Source organism: Candidatus Enterococcus wittei, assembly GCF_002140175.1.
Lineage (GTDB): Bacteria > Bacillota > Bacilli > Lactobacillales > Enterococcaceae > Enterococcus_B > Enterococcus_B wittei.
Genome location: NZ_NGMO01000002.1, coordinates 197249 through 220064, shown reverse-complemented (window position 1 = coordinate 220064; position 22816 = coordinate 197249). Strand labels below are relative to the sequence as shown.

The 22816-nt window shown below is 38.0% G+C and carries 16 protein-coding genes; 4 read left to right on the top strand and 12 right to left on the bottom strand.

The genetic code is table 11. The features are described 5' to 3' along the window. Window positions 1-71: 71 nt before the first annotated feature. The 3 genes from A5844_RS05405 to A5844_RS05400 form a co-directional block, all read right to left on the bottom strand. Window positions 72-6170, bottom strand: a complete 6099-nt coding sequence (locus A5844_RS05405; RefSeq protein WP_086284246.1) for a ZmpA/ZmpB/ZmpC family metallo-endopeptidase — start codon at window positions 6168-6170, stop codon at window positions 72-74. A gap of 624 nt (window positions 6171-6794) precedes the next feature. Beyond that, the gene (locus tag A5844_RS14195; protein ID WP_154670115.1) at window positions 6795-6959 is read right to left on the bottom strand and encodes a hypothetical protein; all 165 of its coding nucleotides are present in this window, start codon (window positions 6957-6959) and stop codon (window positions 6795-6797) included. Window positions 6960-7009: 50 nt separating this feature from the next. Then, a complete protein-coding gene (locus tag A5844_RS05400; RefSeq protein WP_086284245.1) occupies window positions 7010-7267 on the bottom strand; it encodes a hypothetical protein in 258 nt (85 codons plus the stop codon). A gap of 387 nt (window positions 7268-7654) precedes the next feature. Here A5844_RS05400 and A5844_RS05395 point away from each other — a divergent pair, with 387 nt between their 5' ends. Then, complete coding sequence (locus A5844_RS05395; protein ID WP_161972790.1) at window positions 7655-9196, top strand: AcpB/EbpR/MafR family transcriptional regulator; 1542 nt, start codon at window positions 7655-7657, stop codon at window positions 9194-9196. Window positions 9197-9473: 277 nt separating this feature from the next. Then, the gene (locus tag A5844_RS05390; protein ID WP_086284243.1) at window positions 9474-10691 is read left to right on the top strand and encodes an IS110 family RNA-guided transposase; all 1218 of its coding nucleotides are present in this window, start codon (window positions 9474-9476) and stop codon (window positions 10689-10691) included. A gap of 577 nt (window positions 10692-11268) precedes the next feature. Here A5844_RS05390 and mutL read toward each other — a convergent pair. From mutL to A5844_RS05355, 7 genes are all read right to left on the bottom strand, one after another. Beyond that, the gene (gene mutL, locus A5844_RS05385) at window positions 11269-13368 is read right to left on the bottom strand and encodes a DNA mismatch repair endonuclease MutL (protein ID WP_086284242.1); all 2100 of its coding nucleotides are present in this window, start codon (window positions 13366-13368) and stop codon (window positions 11269-11271) included. A gap of 16 nt (window positions 13369-13384) precedes the next feature. After that, window positions 13385-16009, bottom strand: a complete 2625-nt coding sequence (mutS, locus tag A5844_RS05380; RefSeq protein ID WP_086284241.1) for a DNA mismatch repair protein MutS — start codon at window positions 16007-16009, stop codon at window positions 13385-13387. Further along, window positions 15993-16367 (bottom strand): YlbF family regulator, encoded by a 375-nt coding sequence (locus tag A5844_RS05375; protein WP_086284240.1) that lies wholly within the window; start codon window positions 16365-16367, stop codon window positions 15993-15995. The genes mutS and A5844_RS05375 overlap by 17 nt, the downstream gene beginning before the upstream one ends. 9 nt (window positions 16368-16376) lie before the next feature. Continuing rightward, a complete protein-coding gene (locus A5844_RS05370; protein WP_086284239.1) occupies window positions 16377-17174 on the bottom strand; it encodes a TIGR00282 family metallophosphoesterase in 798 nt (265 codons plus the stop codon). A 445-nt stretch (window positions 17175-17619) separates the two neighbouring features. Then, window positions 17620-18393 (bottom strand): Cof-type HAD-IIB family hydrolase, encoded by a 774-nt coding sequence (locus A5844_RS05365; RefSeq protein ID WP_086284238.1) that lies wholly within the window; start codon window positions 18391-18393, stop codon window positions 17620-17622. Between the two features lie 18 nt (window positions 18394-18411). Beyond that, window positions 18412-19044, bottom strand: a complete 633-nt coding sequence (locus A5844_RS05360; protein WP_086284237.1) for a DNA alkylation repair protein — start codon at window positions 19042-19044, stop codon at window positions 18412-18414. Window positions 19045-19073: 29 nt separating this feature from the next. Next, window positions 19074-19871, bottom strand: coding sequence for a formate/nitrite transporter family protein (locus A5844_RS05355; protein ID WP_086284236.1), 798 nt, complete (start codon window positions 19869-19871; stop codon window positions 19074-19076). Window positions 19872-20196: 325 nt separating this feature from the next. Between A5844_RS05355 and rpsD the strand changes: the two genes are divergently transcribed. Next, window positions 20197-20808 carry a 30S ribosomal protein S4 gene (gene rpsD, locus A5844_RS05350; protein ID WP_086284235.1) on the top strand — a complete coding sequence of 204 codons (612 nt, stop codon included), beginning with the start codon at window positions 20197-20199 and terminating at the stop codon, window positions 20806-20808. Between the two features lie 245 nt (window positions 20809-21053). Then, window positions 21054-21611, top strand: coding sequence for a biotin transporter BioY (locus A5844_RS05345; RefSeq protein WP_086284234.1), 558 nt, complete (start codon window positions 21054-21056; stop codon window positions 21609-21611). 276 nt (window positions 21612-21887) lie between these two features. Here the strand turns inward: A5844_RS05345 and A5844_RS05340 are convergent, their stop codons facing one another. Both A5844_RS05340 and A5844_RS05335 read right to left on the bottom strand, forming a co-directional pair. Next, window positions 21888-22649, bottom strand: a complete 762-nt coding sequence (locus A5844_RS05340) for a 3-oxoacyl-ACP reductase (protein ID WP_086284233.1) — start codon at window positions 22647-22649, stop codon at window positions 21888-21890. Beyond that, window positions 22646-22816, bottom strand: a 171-nt coding sequence (locus A5844_RS05335) for a DUF2829 domain-containing protein (RefSeq protein ID WP_086284232.1), incomplete at its 5' end; no start/stop codon positions are given. The genes A5844_RS05335 and A5844_RS05340, both read right to left, overlap by 4 nt.

Here is a 22816-nt window from a genome sequence, read left to right as displayed (position 1 = left end):
ACCTTTTTGTAGGTATAAATCTTTATGCTTCTTCTGATATGAATGCCCCTTTGTCTCTCATCAAAAGAAGATCACGGTTGAGGAATGATCACATTCCCATCGCCATCTACGGGCATATCTGAACCATTCGGAGCTAATGGCGTAAATTTCAATGTTAATTCATGCTTGACCGTAGCTGGTGCAACTAATACAGTTGAATCTACCTTTCCTGAAAATTCGAAACTACTGCTAGCAATCCAACCATTGTTTTCCAAAGTTGTATTTGCCTCTGGATCTGTTGGTGTAGTAGATCCTGCACTTAATTCCATTAAGCCACCTGTAACACTGGTTTCCAAACCATTTTCATCTGTGACAGGAATATGCGCTTCATTTCCACCATCTGTCATTAAACCAGGTCCATCAATATACAATTCTTCAATCGTTTCAAAATCTTCTGGAGCTTTCCCCTGATAACCGGTTACTTCTACACGGACTGGTAAAGAAGAGTTATTCTTGATTGTATGAGTTCCAGATATGATGTTTTCATCATTCACTGCCGCAAAACTCACAGAATTAGGCACTGAAACTGAAATCATATAATCTGGATTTACTGGGAAAGTCGGACCGGGTATTTCTGGATCAATATTGTTTCCCAATGTGCCTTTAACTGGAATATCTACAATCGGTCGTTTATAGATATCTTGTGTGCCATCATCACTATCTTGATCAATCTCATCTTGTTGGATCGCAAACAATTGTTCCTTTCCAGAAGAATCAAAAGGTAATATGACTTTACCTCCTTGATAGAATTGTAATTTATTTTCTTGTTGTACATAAGAAACTTTTAGTGAATCACCTTGTTCATATGGTGTTGCATCAAACTGCCGAACCAACTGTTCTGGTTGATCTTCTGCATTGATTGATGTTTGTTTTTTCAGATTGCCATTTTGATCATATAGACTAATTTCTAAATATTTCCCTGAACCACTAGCCATTACTGTAGTAATATCCGTATTTGCAACTAAACGAATCACTTGATTACTCGTTTGTAACCCCACTCGTAGTCTTTCTTCGGTCCCCTCACCACGAAAGACAATCGAGTTATAGTCCTTGATTGTTATTGGTACATTCACTGAACTAGTCATTCCGATCGGGTTTGTCGCAGTAACAGAAACCTCGTATTTCCCTGGCAAACCTAGATTCAACTTGGTAGCATCAATGTCATATGTTAAATTCTCTTCTCCATAACGATCTGTTACACTTTCGATAAACGTTTCTGGTTTAAGATCATATTCGCCCACATGAATCGACAAGTCTTGCTTTATGGTCAAATCCGGTGCAGTTCCTTTCACCTCAAAGGTAGTTTCTTCTTGCTGATCACCAGCTTGTGCCACAAGTTTTACTTGATGTTTCCCTTCCAGTGGCTCGATTGGAATAGCAAATTGCCCATCTGTTTCAGTTTCTGCTTTAGCAATTTGTTTTTCCTCGTCATAAACTGTGATCATTGACTGTGTATTCATTTTCCCTTCAATGCTAGTTGAACGGTCATCAATCGGATCTAACTTCTCAAATACTAATGGTTCTTGGCTTTCATTCCTAATAATCAATTGGTTATTTTTGATGACAAATTCTTCAGTTGTTTGACTATTTGCATAATCTAATTCTAGTTGTCCATCTACATACAAACCAATTTTTTGTCTTGAGCGATGGACTACAGTAATGCGATCCCCATCTGCATATGTTTTTCCAGCTAGACTAGCAATCAACTGACTTGGTCTATCTTCTGCATTGGCTTTCATTTGATATTTTTGTTGACCTTCTTTATCTATTACCGTTATGGTTAAATACTCTCCAGTGCCAGAATCTAATACCGTATCAAGACTCGTGTCCGTTACAAACCGGATGGCTTGACTCGACTCATCTAATCCTAAAATGAACCGTTCTTGTTGTGAGTAAGCCCGAATAGACAAATTATTGTCATATTCATAGGTGAGTTTGACAGGCAATTCTTTGGTAAATAGTTCTCCAGCAGAAACGGATAACGTATTCTTCTGTTCCCCAGTTTTTCCTGGATTAAACGTGTTTTTCAATGTATAACTGACGTCTACATTTTTTAGCCCCTCATTGATAGTTGTTACAAAATCTTCTGATTCGATTGGACTTCCGACTTCTACCGCTAGATCTTTTGTGGTGACCAAATCATCGGTGATACGCACAAGTTCATCGTTTTGAATAATAAACAGTTGTTCTTTTCCAGAAGCAGCAAATGGTAATTCAATTTCTCCCTTTTGGTAAAATTGAAATTTATTACTTTGTTGTGTATATGAAATTTTAAGAAAATCACCTTGTTCATAAGGTGTTTTGTCAAAAGGAGCAAGCAATTGATTCGGCTTGTCTTCTGCATTAAGTGAGAGTTGCTTCTTCACTTTACCCGCTTGATCATATAAACTGATATCCAAATATTTGCCTGCGCCACTATCCAATGCTGATTCAATCGCACTATTTGCTACTAATCGGATACTATGGTCACTTGTTTGTAGAGCAAGTCGAAGTCTTTCCTGTGTGAAATAAGCACGTAATACAATGGAATTATAATCGTTGATCGTAACTGGTACATTCACTGTACTAGACATTCCGATCGGGTTTGTCGCAGTGACCATGACCTCATATTTTCCAGGTAATCCAAAATTCAAATTACTTGTATCAATGTCATAGCTTAAATTCTCTTCCCCATAACGATCCGTTACACTTTCAATAAATGTCTCTGGCTTGAAGCCATATTCTCCTACAGGGATAGTTAAGTCCTCTTTTATGGTTAATTGTGGTGAAGATCCTTTGACCTCCATGTAAAATTCCTTTTGTCTCTCCTCAGTTTCAGCTACAAGTTTAACATGATGTTTTCCAATAAGCTGCTCGATTGGAATAGAAAAATGCCCATCTGTTTCAGTTTCTTTTTTCGCAATTTCCTGTTCTTCATCATAAACTGTGATGATGGATTGTTCACTCACTTTTCCTTCAATGTTCGTCGCTTGATCATCAATGGATTGGACCCATTCAAATAATAATGGATCTTGGACCCCTTCGACATTTCTCGGATCAGAATTTCTAAGATAAGGTAATTCTCCTTGTTGGACCTTCTCAGCATTCCAAATAGCGGTTGTATCCAACCCTAGTTGTTCGTTATAGAAAGCCTTCTCTTTTAAGGTTTCCTCTGTTACTTCATTGACATCCAGTTGCTCCATTGACGTACTGGAAAGTCCAGTCGCAGAATCTAGTTCATAATTATTTTGATAAGTTTTACTATTCTTATCTTCTGTCATAAATTTCAGTTGACCCTCATCCACATTTCCGATAGCAAGGGCGTTTGCTTCAGTAATTGATATGGTATAAGGATAATAGGTGCTTCCAATAAAGCCACGACCATTTTTAACTGTGGCTGAAGTATATAGATTATTTAAATTACCTGTAACAAATCCTCCGGCAAATCCTCCAATACGCAAGCCACTTGAACCATTTCCACTAACAAGGCCACCCTTTACATAAGAATTATTTATATTTGTTTTTTCACCATAGCCAACGATTCCCCCAGCAAATCGCCCACTAATCGTATTTTCTTGTGAAGAGCTTCTAGTGATCGAATTATTTATAGATTCTCCAACAATTCCCCCAGCTACCATTTGTACGCCTTGTTTGATTGAGACAGTACTATTCACACCATGAACATCTTGAATGGAACTATTCTCTGCTTGCCCTGCTAAAATCCCTGTATGTGTTTCCTGATCTTCAATCATAAAATCTTTTAAAACAAGTGAATCAATTGTTGCATTATTCAACCCAGAAAAAAGTTTGATTTTACCGTTAGAGATCGTGTGCCCATTTCCTCTAAGCACACCTTCGAAAGTATCCATAGTTTTTGCATCACTTGGGACGGTAAAATCTTGAAGGATAGAAATCTCTGCTTTTGGATTCGCTGTAACTGCATCATACAATTCATTATAAGAACCTACGTTTACCCTTGATGATGTATTAAAACCAAACGCCTCTTCAGTAAATGAATTGGTTAGTGCAAGATGATTATTATAAAGTTTCTGCTTGCTCGCATAAAAATCATCGATGTTACTTTCAAATTCTTTTTTAAGCTCTGCATAAGTAAGATTTTTCAATCCATACTTTCCAAGCTTTTCCCGATTTTCATGATATTTTTCTTGAGTCAGTGAACGGTAAGTCACAGTAGGATCATTGAGAGCTGTTCTTAGCGCATAGATGGACGGAACTGAGCCATCCTCTTTCCAGTTACCTGTATGGGCATTATTGAACGTCTCAAACCCTTCCCAGCCTTCTTCTGCTATTATTGTGTTAATGATCCGATGACTGTGATTCAAATACTTCCCATTTGCTAAAAAGTAACTCGCATAGGTGAGAGGTGACCCGTAGCCTTGTCCTCCATTTCCCAGTAAATCTTTTTGAGTATCTTTGGGTTCCATGATCACTAATCCGTGAGCAATCAAATCATCGATACTGCGAAGATTCATGGCCTCCAGTTCAGCAACAGTTAATGAAGCTCCTTCAACGTCAGCATCTGTATATTGGTTTTCTGTATCTGTTCTTAATCCGGAATCCACGTCAATTGGCACTTTTTTAATATAGTTTATTTGTTGGGAAAGTGGCATTTCCAAGACTACATCTGCCACTACGGCATCCAATGCATAAAGTAAATCTTCAGAATTTTTAGTCCTTGTCACTAAATCATTCTTATCCTTAATATCGGCCACATTCGCATTAATTGGAAATTTCTTACTAAATTTGACTGCTTCTCCATCTGCATACATATTGACATAGACACCAGGATTTGAAAAAACGTTATCAATATAAGTCGTCAAAAATTCACTACCTGCGTTTAACAATCTATCCATACAATGGCCTAACTCATGGGCAATCGTTCCTGGATGGTAACCATTTCGTTGCAGTCCGATAAACTGATAACTACCGACCGCACCACTCCCACCATGAGAAGTGAAATTTTCACTGGGTAGTAAGAGATTTCTACTATAATCATTATTTTCATCTAATAAATTCTCGTTAGGCGCCCAAAGAATGATTTGACCAATGGCATTATCTACTTCTTCTTTATCCTCATACGTCCGATAAAACAAAGCTTCTTGATTCTTGATGACTCGTATCGCATTCAATATATCGTTTTCTTTATCGGTGCCTGAAACAAACATTAATAGGCGGTAAGATTCGATTAATGTCAGATTACTGCCTGGCTTTTGAGTCAATAAATACGGCAAATTATCTTTTAATGATTTGCTTCTATTCCATATTCCTACATCATCGGTTTCAGTTAATACACTATCAATTTTAACGATTCCATTGAAATAATCATAAAACCAAGCCGAATAATCGGTGCTTCCCGTTTCTTTTTCTACAAACCATTCGATCAAGTCACTGTAGACTTTACCAGTAAAAGAAGAATAAACTTTAGTTTTATTGAAGGTATCCCTAACATTTTTACTTAGCAATGCTTCGTAATTATTCGCTTTCAATTCTTCCGCAAAAGTATAAAGATGCTCCATACTCCATTGCTTTTCTGTGGTCAGTTCACCGCCATAAAAATACATCGCAGTCCACAGTGAATGTTCACCAATTTTTACATCATACCAATTTCCTAAATACGTTGCAGTGAAAATCAGTTCATTGAAATGTTCTTCGATTTGTTCTTGTGTCGCATTTGGAAATGCGGTAAAGAAAGCACCAAAAAAACTTTTCCCTTCTTTTTGTAAACGTTCATACGTTTCACTTAATCTTATTCGATCAAATGACTCACCTGTGTGTTCGTCATATTCTGGAATTATACCTAGCTGTTCATTTCCAAATGAAGACAAAACCACATGAAAATCGGTATCCGTCAATCGCTCAGCCAAAACATCGATTGTTTCTTGATGGTTTTGAACTTGCTGTTCATCAATGTAATTAGCTTCGATCAATGTAGTGAAGTCATTCCCATTTTTGTGTGTCGTGATTTCATTTAATGTTAGATTTTCGGTCGACAAACTATCATTGCTATCCGCCCGAACTTCTTTTTTACTAAAAATGGATTGAATGGCTGTAGAGACTGATTCTGTTGATGCTGCATAAGCCGAAGTACCAAATAATAATAAAATACAACCAGCTAGTAAATATTTTTTCATTGTCACTTACCTTTCTTTGAATCTTTCCGTTCTACTATCTAAATCAGATAAATTCTATTAAGTTCCTTCGCCTTCTTCTCACTCGTCTAACTGCTGTTAGCAATTAGACATGCTAACAGGATATTCAAAAACTTCTACTAAGTATTTATATATATTGTTTACCCGTAAAATACACCGGAAATCCAACATTTCTATCAATAGATCTAACCAACTATTTCGTAGAGTCACGCAAAACTTGTCCTAGCGAATGTCATTCTCAATCATTTCTTGAAAGACGAAAAGATGCACCTTTTGTCGATCATGCACTGGTTCAAATTGATACAAATCCTCTACGCATCTCTAGGCAGAAAAAAGCCAGTCCAAAGAAAATCTCACTTGCAAAAATATCCTACCTTGTATTCTAGTCTCACAAAAAACGAAATCAGTCTGCCAATCAAATAATGGAACGAAAAAGCAAACATCAATCACACAAGTGAATAACCGTTCCTTATTCACTGTACACATTAAAGAAAAAATCCAAAACAGAAAGTTTGTCCTGTCTTGGATTCAATTTATCTTCTCAGTCCTGTCTAATATAGAACTGAAACTCAAAGCAATATTTTTTACTATACTTCATCAATACTTTCAGGTTCTTTTTGATAAACTGTTAGCTTCAGCTTTTTCTCTCAAATTCCATAGGGCAATAAGACAAAGGATGATTCCTCCAATGATCATCAAAAACAAACGAGACTCTCCTAGTTGAGGAAGTTGTTTATCTTTTGATGGATTCTTCGCTGGTGGTTGCGTCATACTTGGTTTTTCAATGGTGGACGGAGGAACTTCTCCTCGATTTTCTTGCCCTAAATATCCTTTGACTGGAATGGTGGATGTAAGACAGAAGGTGTTCCATCTATTCTCGCTAGATAAAGTTTAGCTTTTTCTTCTCCATCGACTGCCGACTGATTCTCTGACAGAAGGGAGATTTCATTTTTACTCAATTGGTAGTCACTCTTGGTATCAAAGGAGATTTCTACTCCTGCGAGCGTTGATTGGTTCTTCACTTGGTACTTATTACTCGTGATCTGCCGGTTTTCCAGTTCGCTTGTATGATAAGACATATTGGTTGGTACCACAATATCAAGGTACTCACTTGCTCTTGTCTTTTCCGTGTCCGCTGGATACAGATAAACAAGAAAACGATCCTAAGAGCGTAATCGCCAACAAAGGGAGCAGTGTTGTTTTATTTTTCTGTTTGTTATAGTGAACTCTTCTTGTCAATAAAAGTTAACTTTCCTTAATGCCGCGTACAACAATTGCCTAACACTTACATAACATTTGAATAGACATATAATAACCAAATCATAAATGCTGTTGGTTTATTTTTTTTTATTTTAGATTTAATTTTTTGGACAGCAACGATTTATTTCTATTCCTTTTCTTACATTTCAAATAATGTTATACTGAGGCTCAACTGAATGCGTTTACTAAAGTTTGGAGGAAATCTTATGTTAGAAGACTTACCGTTAGCATTGAATAGTAGTGAATCCTTTCTTCGTCGAATGAAAATTCTTCAATTACTTAGCTTACATCCGGAAGGTCTTGCCTCAAAAGATTTGGCAGATGCGTGTCAATCAACCAAGCCAACAATCCTCAATGATATCGAAAAACTGAAGCTAGATTTACCTAACGAGTATGTACAACTCAGAAAAACAAGTAGAGGCCCGATTTGCCTGAAATATCTCTTGCCAGTCTCAGTCGAGGTATTGATTACACTATTCATGCAAAAGACTACTGTCTTTCATATTATGGAAGATTGTTTACATCACCGCTTATTTTCTGTTACTAAAATGGAAGAAAGACTGCATATTTCTCGTTCTACATTTTTTGACACGGTCAAACATATGAACCACGTCCTAAAAGATTTTCGCGTACAAATTGGGACAAATCCTGTATCATTTATTGGTAAAGAAGAAGATATCCGCTATGTTTGTTTAATTTTTTTCCGTTATTTCGGTGACAGCACTCTTTTACTTCCTGATAGTGATCAGATGACACAAGCTCTAATTAAGCAATACCACCAATATGTAGAAAAACCACTTCATTTCAATCATTACCAAGTCTCAGTCTTTTTATCGATTGCCATTTTAAGATGGCGAAAAAAGCAATACATTCAACTTTCGCCACAAAAAGAAGTAGAACTGTCTAGTTATGTGGATGGAGACATGCTTAACCAATGGCTTCCATCTTTTTACCAAGCATATGGTGGAACGCTACCTTCAAGAGAAGTTCTTTGGTTTGCGATTGCGATCCTCCAACAAATTTCCTATTCAGATGCTTATGATCATAATGAAGTAAAAACCTCATATGCCTTTCACCGTCAAGAACAATTGACCAAACAACGAGCAGAAATAGATACCTTTTTTAAAAAGGTATTCTCTGAAAAGAAGACAATCAATACTAAGAAAATGGAAGCTTTTCTACTTAACAATATCTGTTTGTCTAAACTATCTGATCATTATCAACAAGTACGTCCCACTATTCGAGATCTTGTGTTAACGACACACCGAAACGTGTATCAGTTGTATCTTGACAATCTTCACCAAGTACCCAAAGGAAGTAGCTTAGATTTTTCACACAAAGAAGATATTGCTGTAACGTTAACTTTCTTGCATCTTGATGCCTTTAGAGCGTTGAATAGTGAGAGAAAAAAGGTGTACGCCTTATTTGCTTTTTGGGGTGGTAATGGATTAGACCAATATTTGACTAATGTTTGTAAAGATGTCCTCCCTAAAGATGTCGTGACGGATTTCTTTTACGATCGGGTAATTACTTATGAAACAGCTCTAAAAAGAAAACCTGATTTAATCGTTTGTAACTATAACTTAGTCGACCTTCATCAAATACGTAGAGATTGCTGTCCAGTTATACGAATATCAACCATCCCTACAATGGTTGATTGGGCGATTGTCAGGGATACTTTGATAAGCTTGCAAAAACCGCAAGAGGATTTGATGAAGTATATGGATATTTTCCCTCTACACTTCTAATTCTCCAGCAAAATAAGCGAAAAAACATACTAAGATTAGTGGGTAAGATATTCGACGGAATATCTTACCCACTATTTCTCTTAGTCGAGTATAGTGAGAGTGAAAGGAAGCTCGCTCATACGCTCATGGACCTTGAGTCCGAATCAAAAAACGAGCTCCCTCACTGTCATTCTAGAATCTGTTTTAAGTATGTTGGGACTTCGAGTCCGTGTAAAGGAAAGTCGAATCGGAATGAATCAGTAAAGGTCTTTCAATCAAATAATAAAGGAGAAGTCACATGTCATTTATTTTTGCTTTTGACGCATCTAAAGGTGAAAGTTACAAAGTACTTTACCATAATCAACACTGTCTATCAGAAGGGAAAGTCTCTCACAATCAAGAAGGGTTCCGTCAGTTACTTGAAGAAATCACCGCACTTCCAGAAACACCTGAAATTGTTTTTGAAGCAACCGGTGTCTACTCTCGTCCATTAGAAAAATTCTGCCAAGATAACCGATTAGCCTACTGTCTTTTAAACCCTTTGGAGGCAAAAAAACAACTGGAAGAGGGGACACTGCGTAGTTGGAAAACAGATAAAATCGACGCACATAAATTGGCGCAAACTCATTGGAAAAATACCCGTTTGCCAAAAATACATCAAGCAGAAGTGTTTCAGGAACTACGGGATCTTGCGCGTTTTTATCAAGAACTCGAAGAGAAAATTTCTCGCGTGCGCATGGATCTTCATCAGGCACTTCAATTAACCTTTCCTGAGTTAGAAAACTTCTTTTCCAGTCGTGTGACTCCTTACGCATTGTCGTTAATCGAGGCGTTCCCTCACCCCATGTTCGTGCTTGCCTCTACTCGAACAAAAATCAAAAATCGCTTGGTAAAAAGCACCCGAAAACATATTTCTGATAACAGAGCGTGGCAGAAGGCGGATCAACTTTTAGCTTATGCACAAACTTCTTATCCTGCGGTAGATTCCTCCAGTATTCATTGTCAGAAAACGTGTTACTATGCGCGTCTCCTTCAAGATTTACTCGAACAAAAAGAACGCTTGATGGCGCAAATGATTCAATCTGCTCAAGCACTTGAAGAATTTGAAATCTATCAGTCCATACCTGGCATTGGTGCGCCCACTGCGGCTCTTTTAATTGGTGAATTGGGCGATATCAGACGGTTTCCTACCGCAAATCAGCTCAATGCATTCGTCGGTATTGATATTCGTCGTTTTCAATCTGGGAACTATGTTGGAAAAGATCACATCAATAAACGAGGCAATCCAAAAGGAAGAAAAATTCTCTATTTCGCGATTCGCAATATGATCCGACAACAACACGCTGCACCGAATCATCTCGTTGATTACTATTACAAACTAAAAAAGCAACCCGTCCCTAAAAAGGAAAAGGTTGCCACAGTCGCCTGTATGAACAAGCTTCTGAAGTGTATGCATTCCATGGTCAGGAATCATACAATGTACGCTTACGCGTATACGGCCTCTAACGACCAATAAGGGATTAACCTTATAGACTCATTATAGCACAGACCAAGTAAAAAAATTTTCTTATTCCTTGGTTTATTTCGTATACCTTCATTTTCTTCTTCTGATTCTAGATCAAAAATAAATCATTTGATTTATAAATTTCTCTTGACTAATCGTAGGAAACGAGCGGGGGGCAAAAGTATGATTTACTCTTGTTTCACGCTCTGAATAGGTATAAAAGGCGGAATCAGAAGCAACTCCTTCGATAATAAGCTGAAATTCACAAAAATTTGAAAAGTACTTTTCGTGAATCCCTTCTTATTTCTCGGAGTCAACCACTTCTGTCCCAGCCTCTTTTTCAGCTACATTATAAAATTAGAATCAGCCTACAGAGATCTGGTACCAATTATATAGGAAGGAATTGTTAATGGTTCTCCATATTTTTTATGTTTGCTCTATATTTTATCCATCCCTACCTATTAATCACCGGCTTCTTCGCTCTTAATGCTAGGTTCCTTCAGATAATTCATTCCATAGAAACACCAAGATAGCTATTCTTTTCTGCTTGGAAATGGAAAACCTTAGAGGTGTTACCTACTCCATGCATTTAATGGGGATCTTGGATTCGTTTAAACATTCTTTCCATATCTGAATTAGTAAAATGGATCAACACAGGTCGACCGTGAGGACAATTGAAAGGATTTTCGCATGATGCTAGATCCTTTAGTAAGACTCTGGCTTGCGCTTCATTCAGATAATGGTTGGCTTTGATGGAACGTTTGCAACTCATCATGATTGCGGTTGCTTCTCTGAATTTTTTCACGCTGACCTCACCAGTTGTTAGTAACATGTCGATCATCCCTCGAATGATCGATTCTTCTTCACCATTCGGATACCAAGTAGGATGCGCCCGTACAATAAAACTATTTTGGCCAAATTCCTCCAAGTAGATCCCTACTTCTTCTAGTAAATGCTTCTGTTCTTTTAGTTTGATCACATCACTATTAGGGTAGTCCAACACAAATGGAACAAGTAATTCTTGTAGATCATCTGAAACTTCACCGATCTTTTCACGAAAATATTCATATTTGATCCGCTCTTGGGCTGCATGTTGATCAATGATATATAATCCTTCATTACTTTGGGCAAATAGATACGTTCCATGCATCTGTCCGAAGTATTCCAATTGTGGAAAACGTTGGTTTGGCTTTTCAACTTCCAGTTTTTTGATGGCTTGTTCAAGTTTTCTTCCATCTTGGAGAGCATCAAATTCTGGGTGGAGTCGTGCTTCTTCTGAATCATCTGTTTCTGTGAATGTTGAGTCCTTTACAACTTCTTCAGCAGGATCTTCGTTGTTATCCACAGGGTCTATATTTTTTTTCTGTGTGTTTTCCACTGTTTTTTCTACAAAGTTATCCACCGTTCCACTAGAGTTATCCACCGTTTTTTTGGTCTTTTCTGGATAATTCACTATTTCTTCAGAAAAACCATCAGAGTTTTCAACATTTTCCACAGAGTTATCCACCGTTTTCTCAAATGGTTGGGGATTTTCCTCTACGTAAAATGTTCCTGTCTTACGATCGAAGTTTAAATTTGTTGACTTTTTAGGTGCTTCTTCTTCAAAAGCATAGGAAAGATCGATCTCGATTTGTTCTGTTTTTGGTTGATCTTTGATTTTTTTCTTAAAACGCAAATTATCTGCCGCACTAGGAATCAGGTTTTCTTGACTCAGTGCTTCTTGGATCGCTTGTGTAATCAATGCGGTCAATTCTTTTTCTTTCGACAGACGAACTTCTTGTTTCGTGGGATGTACATTCACATCTACCAATAAAGGATCCATCTTCACTTCTAAAACTGCAATTGGGAACCGTCCGACCATCAATTTTGAACCATAGCCTGAAATGATAGCTTTATTAAGTGCATAATTTTTGATAAATCGTCCATTGATGATGGTAGACAAATAGTTTCTACTTGCCCGAGTGACTTCTGGCAAAGAAATATAGCCGGTGATCTCAAAATCAAGATCCTTAGCTTGGATTTTCAACATCTTTTTAGCTGTCGCTAAACCATAGATTCCCGCAATTGTTTGCTTTAAATCACCATTGCCAGCAGTCGTCAACATTTTGTTCCCATCGTGGACTAAACGAAAGGCAATCGTCGGGTGGCTCAAAGCTAAACGATTGACGATATCTCCAATATTGGCTAGCTCAGTTTGCAATGATTTGACATATTTCAATCGTGCAGGTGTATTGAAAAACAGATTGCTGACGGTAAGTTTGGTTCCTTGACGTAAAGGCGCAGGCCGCTGAACGATCACTTCGCCACCTTTTAGCTCTAAGTAAGTGCCTTGTGTTTCTTCTTGGCTGGCCGTCTCAATGGTTAGTTCCGATACCGAGGCAATACTAGGCAATGCTTCTCCTCGAAACCCTAATGTACGAATTCGAAAGAGATCATCACGATTGTGGATCTTACTTGTTGCGTGGCGTTTAAAAGCATTTACCACATCCTCCGACAAGATACCATCCCCGTTATCAATAATCTGGATTTTTCGTAAGCCTGCTTCTTCAACTAAAATATCGATTTGCGTACTATGCGCATCAATCGCATTCTCGACTAACTCCTTCACGACAGATGCAGGACGTTCCACTACCTCACCCGCAGCAATCTGATTAGCTAAAGATTCCGATAACTCTTGAATTTGTGCCATCGCTTACGCCCTCTTCCTACAATTGTTTTTGTAATTCGTATAACTTATTCAACGCATCCATTGGTGTCATTTCTAAAAGATTCAATTGTTTCAGCGATTCCAAAATACGACTTTCCGACTCTGATAATTCAGCAAAGAGCGACAACTGTTGAGTATCCTCATTTTCTTTTTGTTCAATTGTTCCTTGAATTGTTTCTACTTCTACGTGTTCAGTTTTTTTCGTCACCGCTTCTTCAAAAGCCGGCATATGGTGACTTACTTCTCCTGATTCTAAAAAATGTAAAATATCTGCAGCCCTTGTCAATAACTCCGATGGCAAACCCGCAATTTTAGCCACATGGATTCCATAACTTTTATCTGCAGGGCCGTCCATCATTTTGTGTAAGAAAACCACTTCGCCATCTTTTTCTACCGCACCAACATGGACATTTTTTAGATGAGGCAGTTCTTTATCTAGTACAGTCAGTTCATGGTAATGGGTCGAAAAGAGCGTTTTTGCTTGAACATGTTGATGGATATACTCAATGATTGCTTGAGCTAATGCCATACCATCATATGTCGCAGTCCCACGTCCTAACTCATCGAATAAAATCAAGCTATTAGGTGTAGCGTGACGTAAGGCTTGATTAGCCTCCATCATTTCCACCATAAACGTACTTTGTCCGGCAATCAAATCATCACTGGCACCAATCCGTGTAAAAATACGGTCAAAGACTGGTAATATCGCTTTTTGTGCTGGTACAAAACAACCCATCTGTGCCATTAGTACCGTTAATGCTAATTGACGCATATACGTACTTTTACCAGACATGTTTGGTCCCGTGATCAATAGAATCATTTCTTCTTCAGACATAGCGACACTGTTAGGGATATATTCTTGGTGTCCTAAAACTTTCTCCACCACCGGATGTCGTCCTTCTTCGATCAATAGGGTATGCTGATTTGTTAGTTCCGGTCGTACATATTGATATCGTTCACTGATGGTTGCAAAACTTTGCAATACATCCACTGTACTAAGTGATTTTGCTAATGATTGGAGTGGCTGGATTGCTTTTTTTACTTCATCTCGTACCGCTAAAAATAATTGATATTCAAGATCAACCGATTTTTCTTCTGCTTCTAAAATTTGTGTTTCAAGTTCCTTTAGTTCGGGTGTAATGAATCGTTCAGCATTTGCTAACGTTTGTTTTCGTTCATATTTTTCTAATTCAGCATTGGCCAGATTGGCTTTCGTGATTTCAATATAGTACCCAAATACTCGATTGAAACCAACTTTCAAATTCTTGATGCCTGTACTTTTACGTTCGCGTGCCTCAAGTTCTGCCAACCACTGCTTTCCATTTTTCATGGCAGAACGATAAGTATCTAATTGTTCGTTGAACCCATCTTTGATCACATTTCCTTCGGTAATCTGTAAAGGGGGGTCATCTTGAATGGCTTGATCGATCAAGGCGACCAATGTGTCCATTGGCTGCATTTTTTCTAACAATTCGGTCCATTGCCCTTGATTGATCCCTGTAATCAGTTCTCGGATCATAGGGACTTGTTGTAAGGATGTTTTCAGCTGAATCAAATCTCGGCCATTCACATTACCAAAAGCAACTCTTCCAGCTAATCGCTCCAAGTCGTATACTTTTGTCAAAGCACCTTGTAAATCCACACGTTCAAAGTAACTTTCTATTAGCGAGGCCACCATTTCCTGTCGGGCATTGATTTGATTAGTTTGGATCAACGGACGGTCTAACCATTGTTTCAATAAACGCCCACCCATGGCCGTTTTTGTTTCATCTAGTAGCCATAAAAGCGTGCCATGCTTTTTCCCTGTCCGAATCGATTGACTCAATTCTAAATTGAATTTTGAGTAATAATCCATTTTCAAAAAATGATCGGGTTGGTACTCGACTGCTTTTTGGATATGTGCCAAACTTCTTTTTTGTGTCACTGCTAAGTAGGTGAGTAATTTGCCAGATGCTTCTTTTTGTAGCGGATCTGTAAGATCACTTGTCAGAAAATTGAATTCTGCATTTTCCTCTAGTGTTTCTTGCTTAGAAAAAACAAGACCTAACCGAGTACTTAATTGCTCGGATAACTTTTCACTGATTTCTGTACCTAAAATAAGCTCTTTCGTTTGTAATGCAGAAGTTTCATTTAATACCGCTTCTTCATCTTGTAAACGGGCAGTTTTTAACTCTCCCGTACTCAAATCAGTATAAGCAAACCCGAATACCGATCCTTGACTAACGACTGCCGTTAAAAAGTTATTGTCTTTGGCAGATAAGCCTTTGCTGTCCATAACTGTTCCTGGTGTCACTAGTTGGACGACTTCTCGTTTGACCATTCCTTTGGTGGTCTTTGGGTCTTCTACTTGTTCACAAATGGCAACTTTATAGCCTTTTTCAATCAAACTATCAATATAACCTTGAGCCGAATGATGAGGTACTCCACACATTGGGATAGGTTCATCTGCATTGCGGTTCCTACTTGTTAAGGTTAATTCTAAAATTTGAGCGGCTTTGATTGCATCTTCATAAAATAATTCATAAAAATCACCAAGACGATAGAACAAAAAAGCATCTTGGTACTGTGCCTTGATGCTTAAGTATTGCTCCATCATGGGGGTGTTCTTAGTCTTTTGAGGCATTGTCTTCCTCCTCTATATAATGATTGATTTCAGTTTGAATCAACTGTGTTAAATGTTGCAGCAACTCATTGGCTTGTACCAGCTGTGCACGATAAGCGACGACCAAAGGATGCGTATCAATTTCCTGTGTCAATGTTTCGATACGCCGGATCGCCTCTTTTTCGGCTTCTTTCTTTCCGTAATGCGCAAAATTTACCGCATCTTTTTGTGCTTGTTTTAGTGCTTCTGTTTGCTGCTTCAGATAAGGACTTTTCTTTACTTTTTTTTCTAGTTCTTTATAGCGTAAAATTGTTTCATGTGTGGTTAAAAGCTCAATCAATTTATCTACTTCTAGTTGGATGGACGTTTCCACTCGCACACTCGCTTTCTACTCCATAAATGGGTGGTCTTCATTGATTTGGATCAATTGGATCGTTTTTGCCCGACCAGTTTGATCATCTACTTCCAAAAGGCAACCACTTAAAATTCCTCGACCTTGTTCGACCACTTCAAAACGTTTAGGTAAGGCCGTTAAAAATTTCTCGATCACCGGTTCACGTCGCATTCCTAAAATTCCATCGTAAGGTCCTGTCATTCCCACATCGGTCAAATAAGCTGTGCCTTGTGGTAAAATACGTGCATCATTCGTTTGGACGTGCGTATGAGTTCCAACAACAGCGGAAACTTGACCGTCTAAAAACCAGCCCATTGCTTGTTTTTCGCTCGTCGTTTCTCCATGAAAATCAACAAAAATAATTGGCGTTCTCTTTCTAGCTTCTTCCACTAGCTCGTTCATTTTTCGAAACGGATCGTCTAAATCAGTCATAAATGAACGTGCTTGCATATTGATCACTGCAAGCTCAAGTTGGTTCACTTTGACAAAGACCATCCCTTGTCCAGGAGTTCCTTCTGGAAAATTTGCTGGACGTACCAGTTTTTTCGCCTGATCAATGAATTCAAAAATATCACGGTTGTCCCATGTATGATTGCCAAGAGTCACTACATCGACACCGTCTTGTAAAAATTTCTTATAGATCTTTTCTGTGATCCCACGACCAGAAGCTGCATTTTCTCCATTGACAATCGTCACTTGTGGACGATATTTTTTCTTCAATCGAGGCAGATATTCTGTAATCATGTCTCTGCCCATCGCACCTACTACATCACCAATAAACAATACCCGCACACTATTTCCTCTTCTCTTTTAACATCTACTTTATTATAAGTGTTTTAAACAAGAAAGAAAAGGTTAAAAAAATGACCAAAAGAAATCAAAAACTTTAGATTATACCTATTCCTGCAAATAAAAACCTTCATAAATGAGAGGGGATTTATAAAAAGAATCATCGAAGCGTGGATCTTCCTTCTACTCTTAATTTAGATTCACAATCATGAGAAGCAAAAGTGTAAAAAGTTTCACTGCACCTAGAAAGTAAAAAACAAAGAATTTCGAAAATAGTTTTTTCTATTTTCGGAATTCTTTGCTCTATTTCTCAAGAATAGGCAACATCTTTTTCACCTATTCCCATCAACTTTTTAAAAGGACTCTTAGCAATCTGTCAAAAACATCTATAGGGATAGCTATTGTAAAGTTCTATCTACTTACTCATGTCAAACTCATGGTTTTCAAGTTAAACTAATGCTAATTCTTTCAATGCTTTCCAAATACCATCTTGATCATTCGTGTCTGTCACCATTTTTGCTTCTGCCTGTACGTCTGGTGTTGCATTACCCATTGCTACACCAACTCCTGACATTCTCAGCATTTCACGATCATTTTGTCCATCCCCAAAACTGATAATATCTTCTTGATCGATCCCTACTTGGTGGGCTAAGTTCAAGATTGTTGCTGCTTTTGAACCGTTGTGAGGCACCACATCTACACTATTTTCGTGCCAACGGACAAAACGAATTTTATCATATGAAGTAAATTGTTGATCGTATCTTTGATCGAAAAAGGCTAATGCTTGATATACGTCTTGCTTTTCCACAAAGTATTCGTCTAATTCCGGTACGTCTGCCCCAAAAGAATGCATGGCTTCTTCCATTACTTCTACATCATTGGAAGAAAAACGTTTGATTGAGTCTAAACTAACAAAAGCTGTATCAATATTTTTTCCTTGAGCCTCTTCGATAAATCGCCCTAATTGTTCTTGATCCAGTAGATTCTTATATACTTGCTCATGATCTAAAAAGCCAGCTGCTCCATTACAAAGAATGTAATTTGAAAACGCCAAATCACGAATCACTTCTTGCGCATGAAAACGACTACGTCCTGTTGCGATAGTCACTAAATGTCCATCTCTCCGTAATTTATCCAAAGCTTCTCTCGTACTATCTAATGCCTGTTTATTCGAATCTAACAACGTACCATCTATATCAAAAGCAATTAATTTGCGTGTCATCCTGCTTATTTCGCTCCCTTATAAATATTTACTGGCTTCTCTTACTACTAGTTTGCTCCACTCACCTTGTAACTGTTTTTTTACCCAAAGCGGATTTGTCTTACTATAGTCCCGCAACGCCCAACCAATGGCTTTTTGGATAAAAAATTCAGCCGTCAAACGATCTTCTTCTATCGCTTGTGACAGTAAAACAACATCCGTTTCTTCTTTAAATCCTAATTGCAACGTGATCGCAATCCGTCTCAACCAAAAATCCTCTTGCTTTTCAAACAATTGAAATACGGCTTTTGTTTCTTGTTGTCGTTTCGCCCACGTACTGTAAACTTTTCGCCATGAATCAATACTATCCCACCATTCTTTTTGTGAGACAAGAGGCAGTAATCCTGTCAATTCTTCAAAAGAAAGACGGTTGACATTTTTTTGTACTAGGTCGATAGCTAAATACTGATACTCTCGTTCCTGTTGTCCATAATAAGTAACAACTAGTTCAAGCAAGTCAGACACAGGTAATGCAAGACTTTGGTCTAACAGTGGTTTTTGGAGGGTGAATCGTTCAGGTTTAGGAACACCTGCAAATAGAAAATGGTTTTTCATGTACTTTTCCATTTGTTGCGCTTTTTCTCTATTTTTTGGAAATACAATATTTTGCAATCAACTTCCTCCTTCTTTAAGGAAACAGATTAATCCACATAAGAAGAATTAGATTGGTTCAACCAAGCATAACCTAATCCCATCACAAGTCCACCACCGATGTAATTTCCGATCAATGCAAATGACAAGTTATGGATAACATTACCCACCGTCATCGCATCCATATGTCCGCCTGAAGCAAAGTAAGCCAATGTAAAGGCAGGGAAATTCGCAATCACGTGTTCATAACCTAAAAATGCAAAAATGAAAATAATGAACACAATCGCAAGTACTTTACCTGCATCATCTTTCATACGCATACTGATCAAAACTGCAGTATTCACCACAATGTTTGCAAACATGGCCTCAATCAAAATCGTCATGGTCGGTTTTGTCAATTTCACAGCGATCGATTCCAACATATAATTATCCATTGGCAGATCCTGAAAAGGTGTCGTAGCAGAAACTAAGAAACCAAACAATATACCACCGATCAGATTAAATAAAATACATGTAAATAAAATTTTTGCTGCCAGTCCAATTTTTATTTTTTTTCGTTGCACACCGACAGTCATGTAAAGCATATTAGAAGTTCCTAGTTCAGCATTCATATACAAAATCATCACTAGCGACCAACTAAACATAAATGCATAAAGCATTTTTCCTAATCCATGAGCAATATGCTCACCTTTTATCGCAATCGCAAAGGCAATCGCTGTTCCAAGGGTCAAAAACAATGTAGCAAACATCGCTCGCACTGCGTAACGAGCAAAACTGGTGCCAATCAAATCCACTTTCTTTTCGATCGACGCCTCAATTTTTTCAAACAATGGTGATACTGGGTTCATCTCTTTTCTCCTTTAAGATTTGTTCATTTATTTTCATATTTTGGCATATCCCCCCCTTATTCTATAGAGAGGAACATTGTTTGTAAAGCGTTTTTAAATACTTATTATCTTGACTTTGATAGGGGATATCGATTATACTGTAATTTGTGTAAAATAATGCAGCAGAAAAATAATAACTCGCCCCTAGTTTGTTGCCCCGATTTGGGTTCAATTGCGTAACCGCGGCTGCAAAGGTGAAGATTGAAGAACAAACTATACGATTATGAATTTTTCATCGGATTATTTTACTCCAAAACTAAATTGATATTTATTGGAGGAAATCTTAATGTCTCGTTATACAGGACCATCATGGAAAATTTCTCGTCGCTTAGGTATTTCATTATCTGGCACAGGGAAAGAATTAGCACGTCGCCCTTACGCTCCAGGTCAACATGGACCAAACAGCCGTGGCAAAAAATCAGAATACGGTATGCAATTAACTGAAAAACAAAAACTACGTCATATGTATGGAATGAACGAACGTCAATTCCGTAACTTGTTCGTTAAAGCAAGCAAAATCAAAGAAGGTAAACACGGGGTTAACTTCATGATCTTACTAGAACAACGTTTAGACAATGTTGTTTATCGTCTAGGTCTTGCAACTACTCGTCGTCAAGCTCGTCAATTAGTAAACCATGGTCATATCATGGTTGATGGCAAACGTGTGGATATCCCTTCTTACCATGTAGAAGTTGGTCAAGTGATCTCTGTTCGTGAAAAATCACAAAACATCTCAACAGTGAAAGAAGCTGTTGAAGCAACTGTTGGACGTCCAGCATTTGTAAGCTTTGATACTGAAAAATTAGAAGGTTCATTAACTCGTTTACCAGAACGTGATGAATTGTACCCAGAAATCGACGAAGCTCTAGTCGTTGAATACTACAACCAAAGCCTATAATTCAAACAACTTTGGTGCAAAAGCCCACTATCTTTTTGATAGTTGGGCTTTTTTTTATTTGTTGAAAAGGAGCTCAAATAGGAATTAGGGTTCTCATTTCTCAATCATACTTTTTTCTTGCTCTAAAATTTCCAATTTCCCAGTTACAATCAAGTAATTTAGTGGCTAGACTTTACAACCCTTTCTTCTTAGTTTATAATTTCGTTAACCGTTGTATTGAAATGGGTTAACGGAAGGAGCACCATATGACAAAATCCCTTAAAGAACTGATACTTGCTGCTGAATTTGCTGCCATTATTGCCGTACTATCTCAATTTACGATCCCATTAGGTTTGATTCCGCTTACTGGACAAACATTTGCGATCGGTTTAACTGCCACCTTTTTGGGCAAACGTACAGGGACCATCGCTGTATTCATTTATCTATTGCTTGGATTGATCGGGCTTCCTGTTTTTTCAGGAATGACTGGGGGAATTGGGGTATTATTTGGCCCATCAGGAGGATATTTACTAGGATTTCTTTTACAATCTCTTGCCATTGGCTGGATCATTGAAAAAACTAGTCCTCGTTTTCCTAAAGCTTGGTTTGCTAATATGGTAGGTGCTTTGCTTGCTTTGATCACAGGTACTTCATGGTTAGCAATCAGTAGTAGTCTTCCCCTTCAAACAGCCATATTAAGCGGCTTTGTTCCCTTTTTATTTCCTGAATTACTGAAAAGCACCGGAGCCGCATATCTAGGGATATTATTACGAAAAAGATTACACTTCAACACAGATACAATATTTTCTACAAAAAAACAGTAAATCTATCGCACTTACCTCTCAAAAAAAGAGGCTGGAACAGAAGTGTTTAACTTCGAGAAATAAGCTAAAATTCACGAAAATTACTTTTTAAATTTTTGTGAATTTTAGCTTTTTTTTCGAAGGAGTTGCTTTTTGATTCCGCCGTTTATACGTATTTAGAGCGTGAAACAAAAGTAAACACTTTTATTTCACGCTCTTTTCATACTTAAGGTGTTGTTTTTTTCATGATTTATTCTATTTTAGCAACCTATATAGAATCTACTTCGATACAGTTTTTTACTTCAAAAGCCAACCACCATCAATGGGAATGATTGCACCTTGAAGATAACTTGCTTGAGGAGTCGCAAGAAATAAAGTCAATTCAGCTACTTCTTCAGGTTGTGCCCAGCGTTTCACTGGTGTTTCATTCGCTACCCATTCCGCCATCTCACCAGTACCAACAAAGTCGGCAGCATTCATCGGTGTTTGGATCGCTCCTGGTGCAATGGCTTTGACACGAATACCTTGTGGTGCATAATCTAAGGCTAATTGTTTCGTAAAACCAATAATCGCATGTTTTGCACTAGTATAAGCAATCCCACCACCTCCAGCAACGAACCCCGCAATCGATGCCATATTGATAATCGTTCCCTTGTTTTTAGCAAGCATTTCAGGAAGTAGGAGCTTCGTTAAGCGAAACATGCTTTTTACATTCACTTCGTAGATTTGATCCCAAAGCCTTTCATCGGTTTCCAGTAAAGGTTTATACGCATCTAAAATTCCAGCTGTATTCAATAAGATAGACACTGGGCCAAATTTTGTATGGCAAGCACGTACTGCTGCTTCAAGCGTTTCTTTCTGACAAACGTCTCCTGTGTAAGCAAAAAATTGTTCTGGATAAGCTTCTAGTAGATCTACCATTTTTCCCATTTGCAGATCAAAACCAAAGACAAACGCTTTTTGCTCTAAAAAAGCTACTGCTTGCGCTGCACCGATCCCAGAAGCTGCGCCTGTTACAAACACCACTTGTCCAGCTAAATCAGTGTATTGGTTTTTCATTCGACGATCTCCCAGTCATCCGCTAAAATATCACAGACAGTTGGCGCAAAACTAGAAAATCCTTCGTCACTCGTTTTGATCAAAAAATATGGAGTCACAGGGCAACCATCGAATACTTCTCCAGAAACAAGCGTTACATATAACTCAAACCCACTCCAGCCTTTACG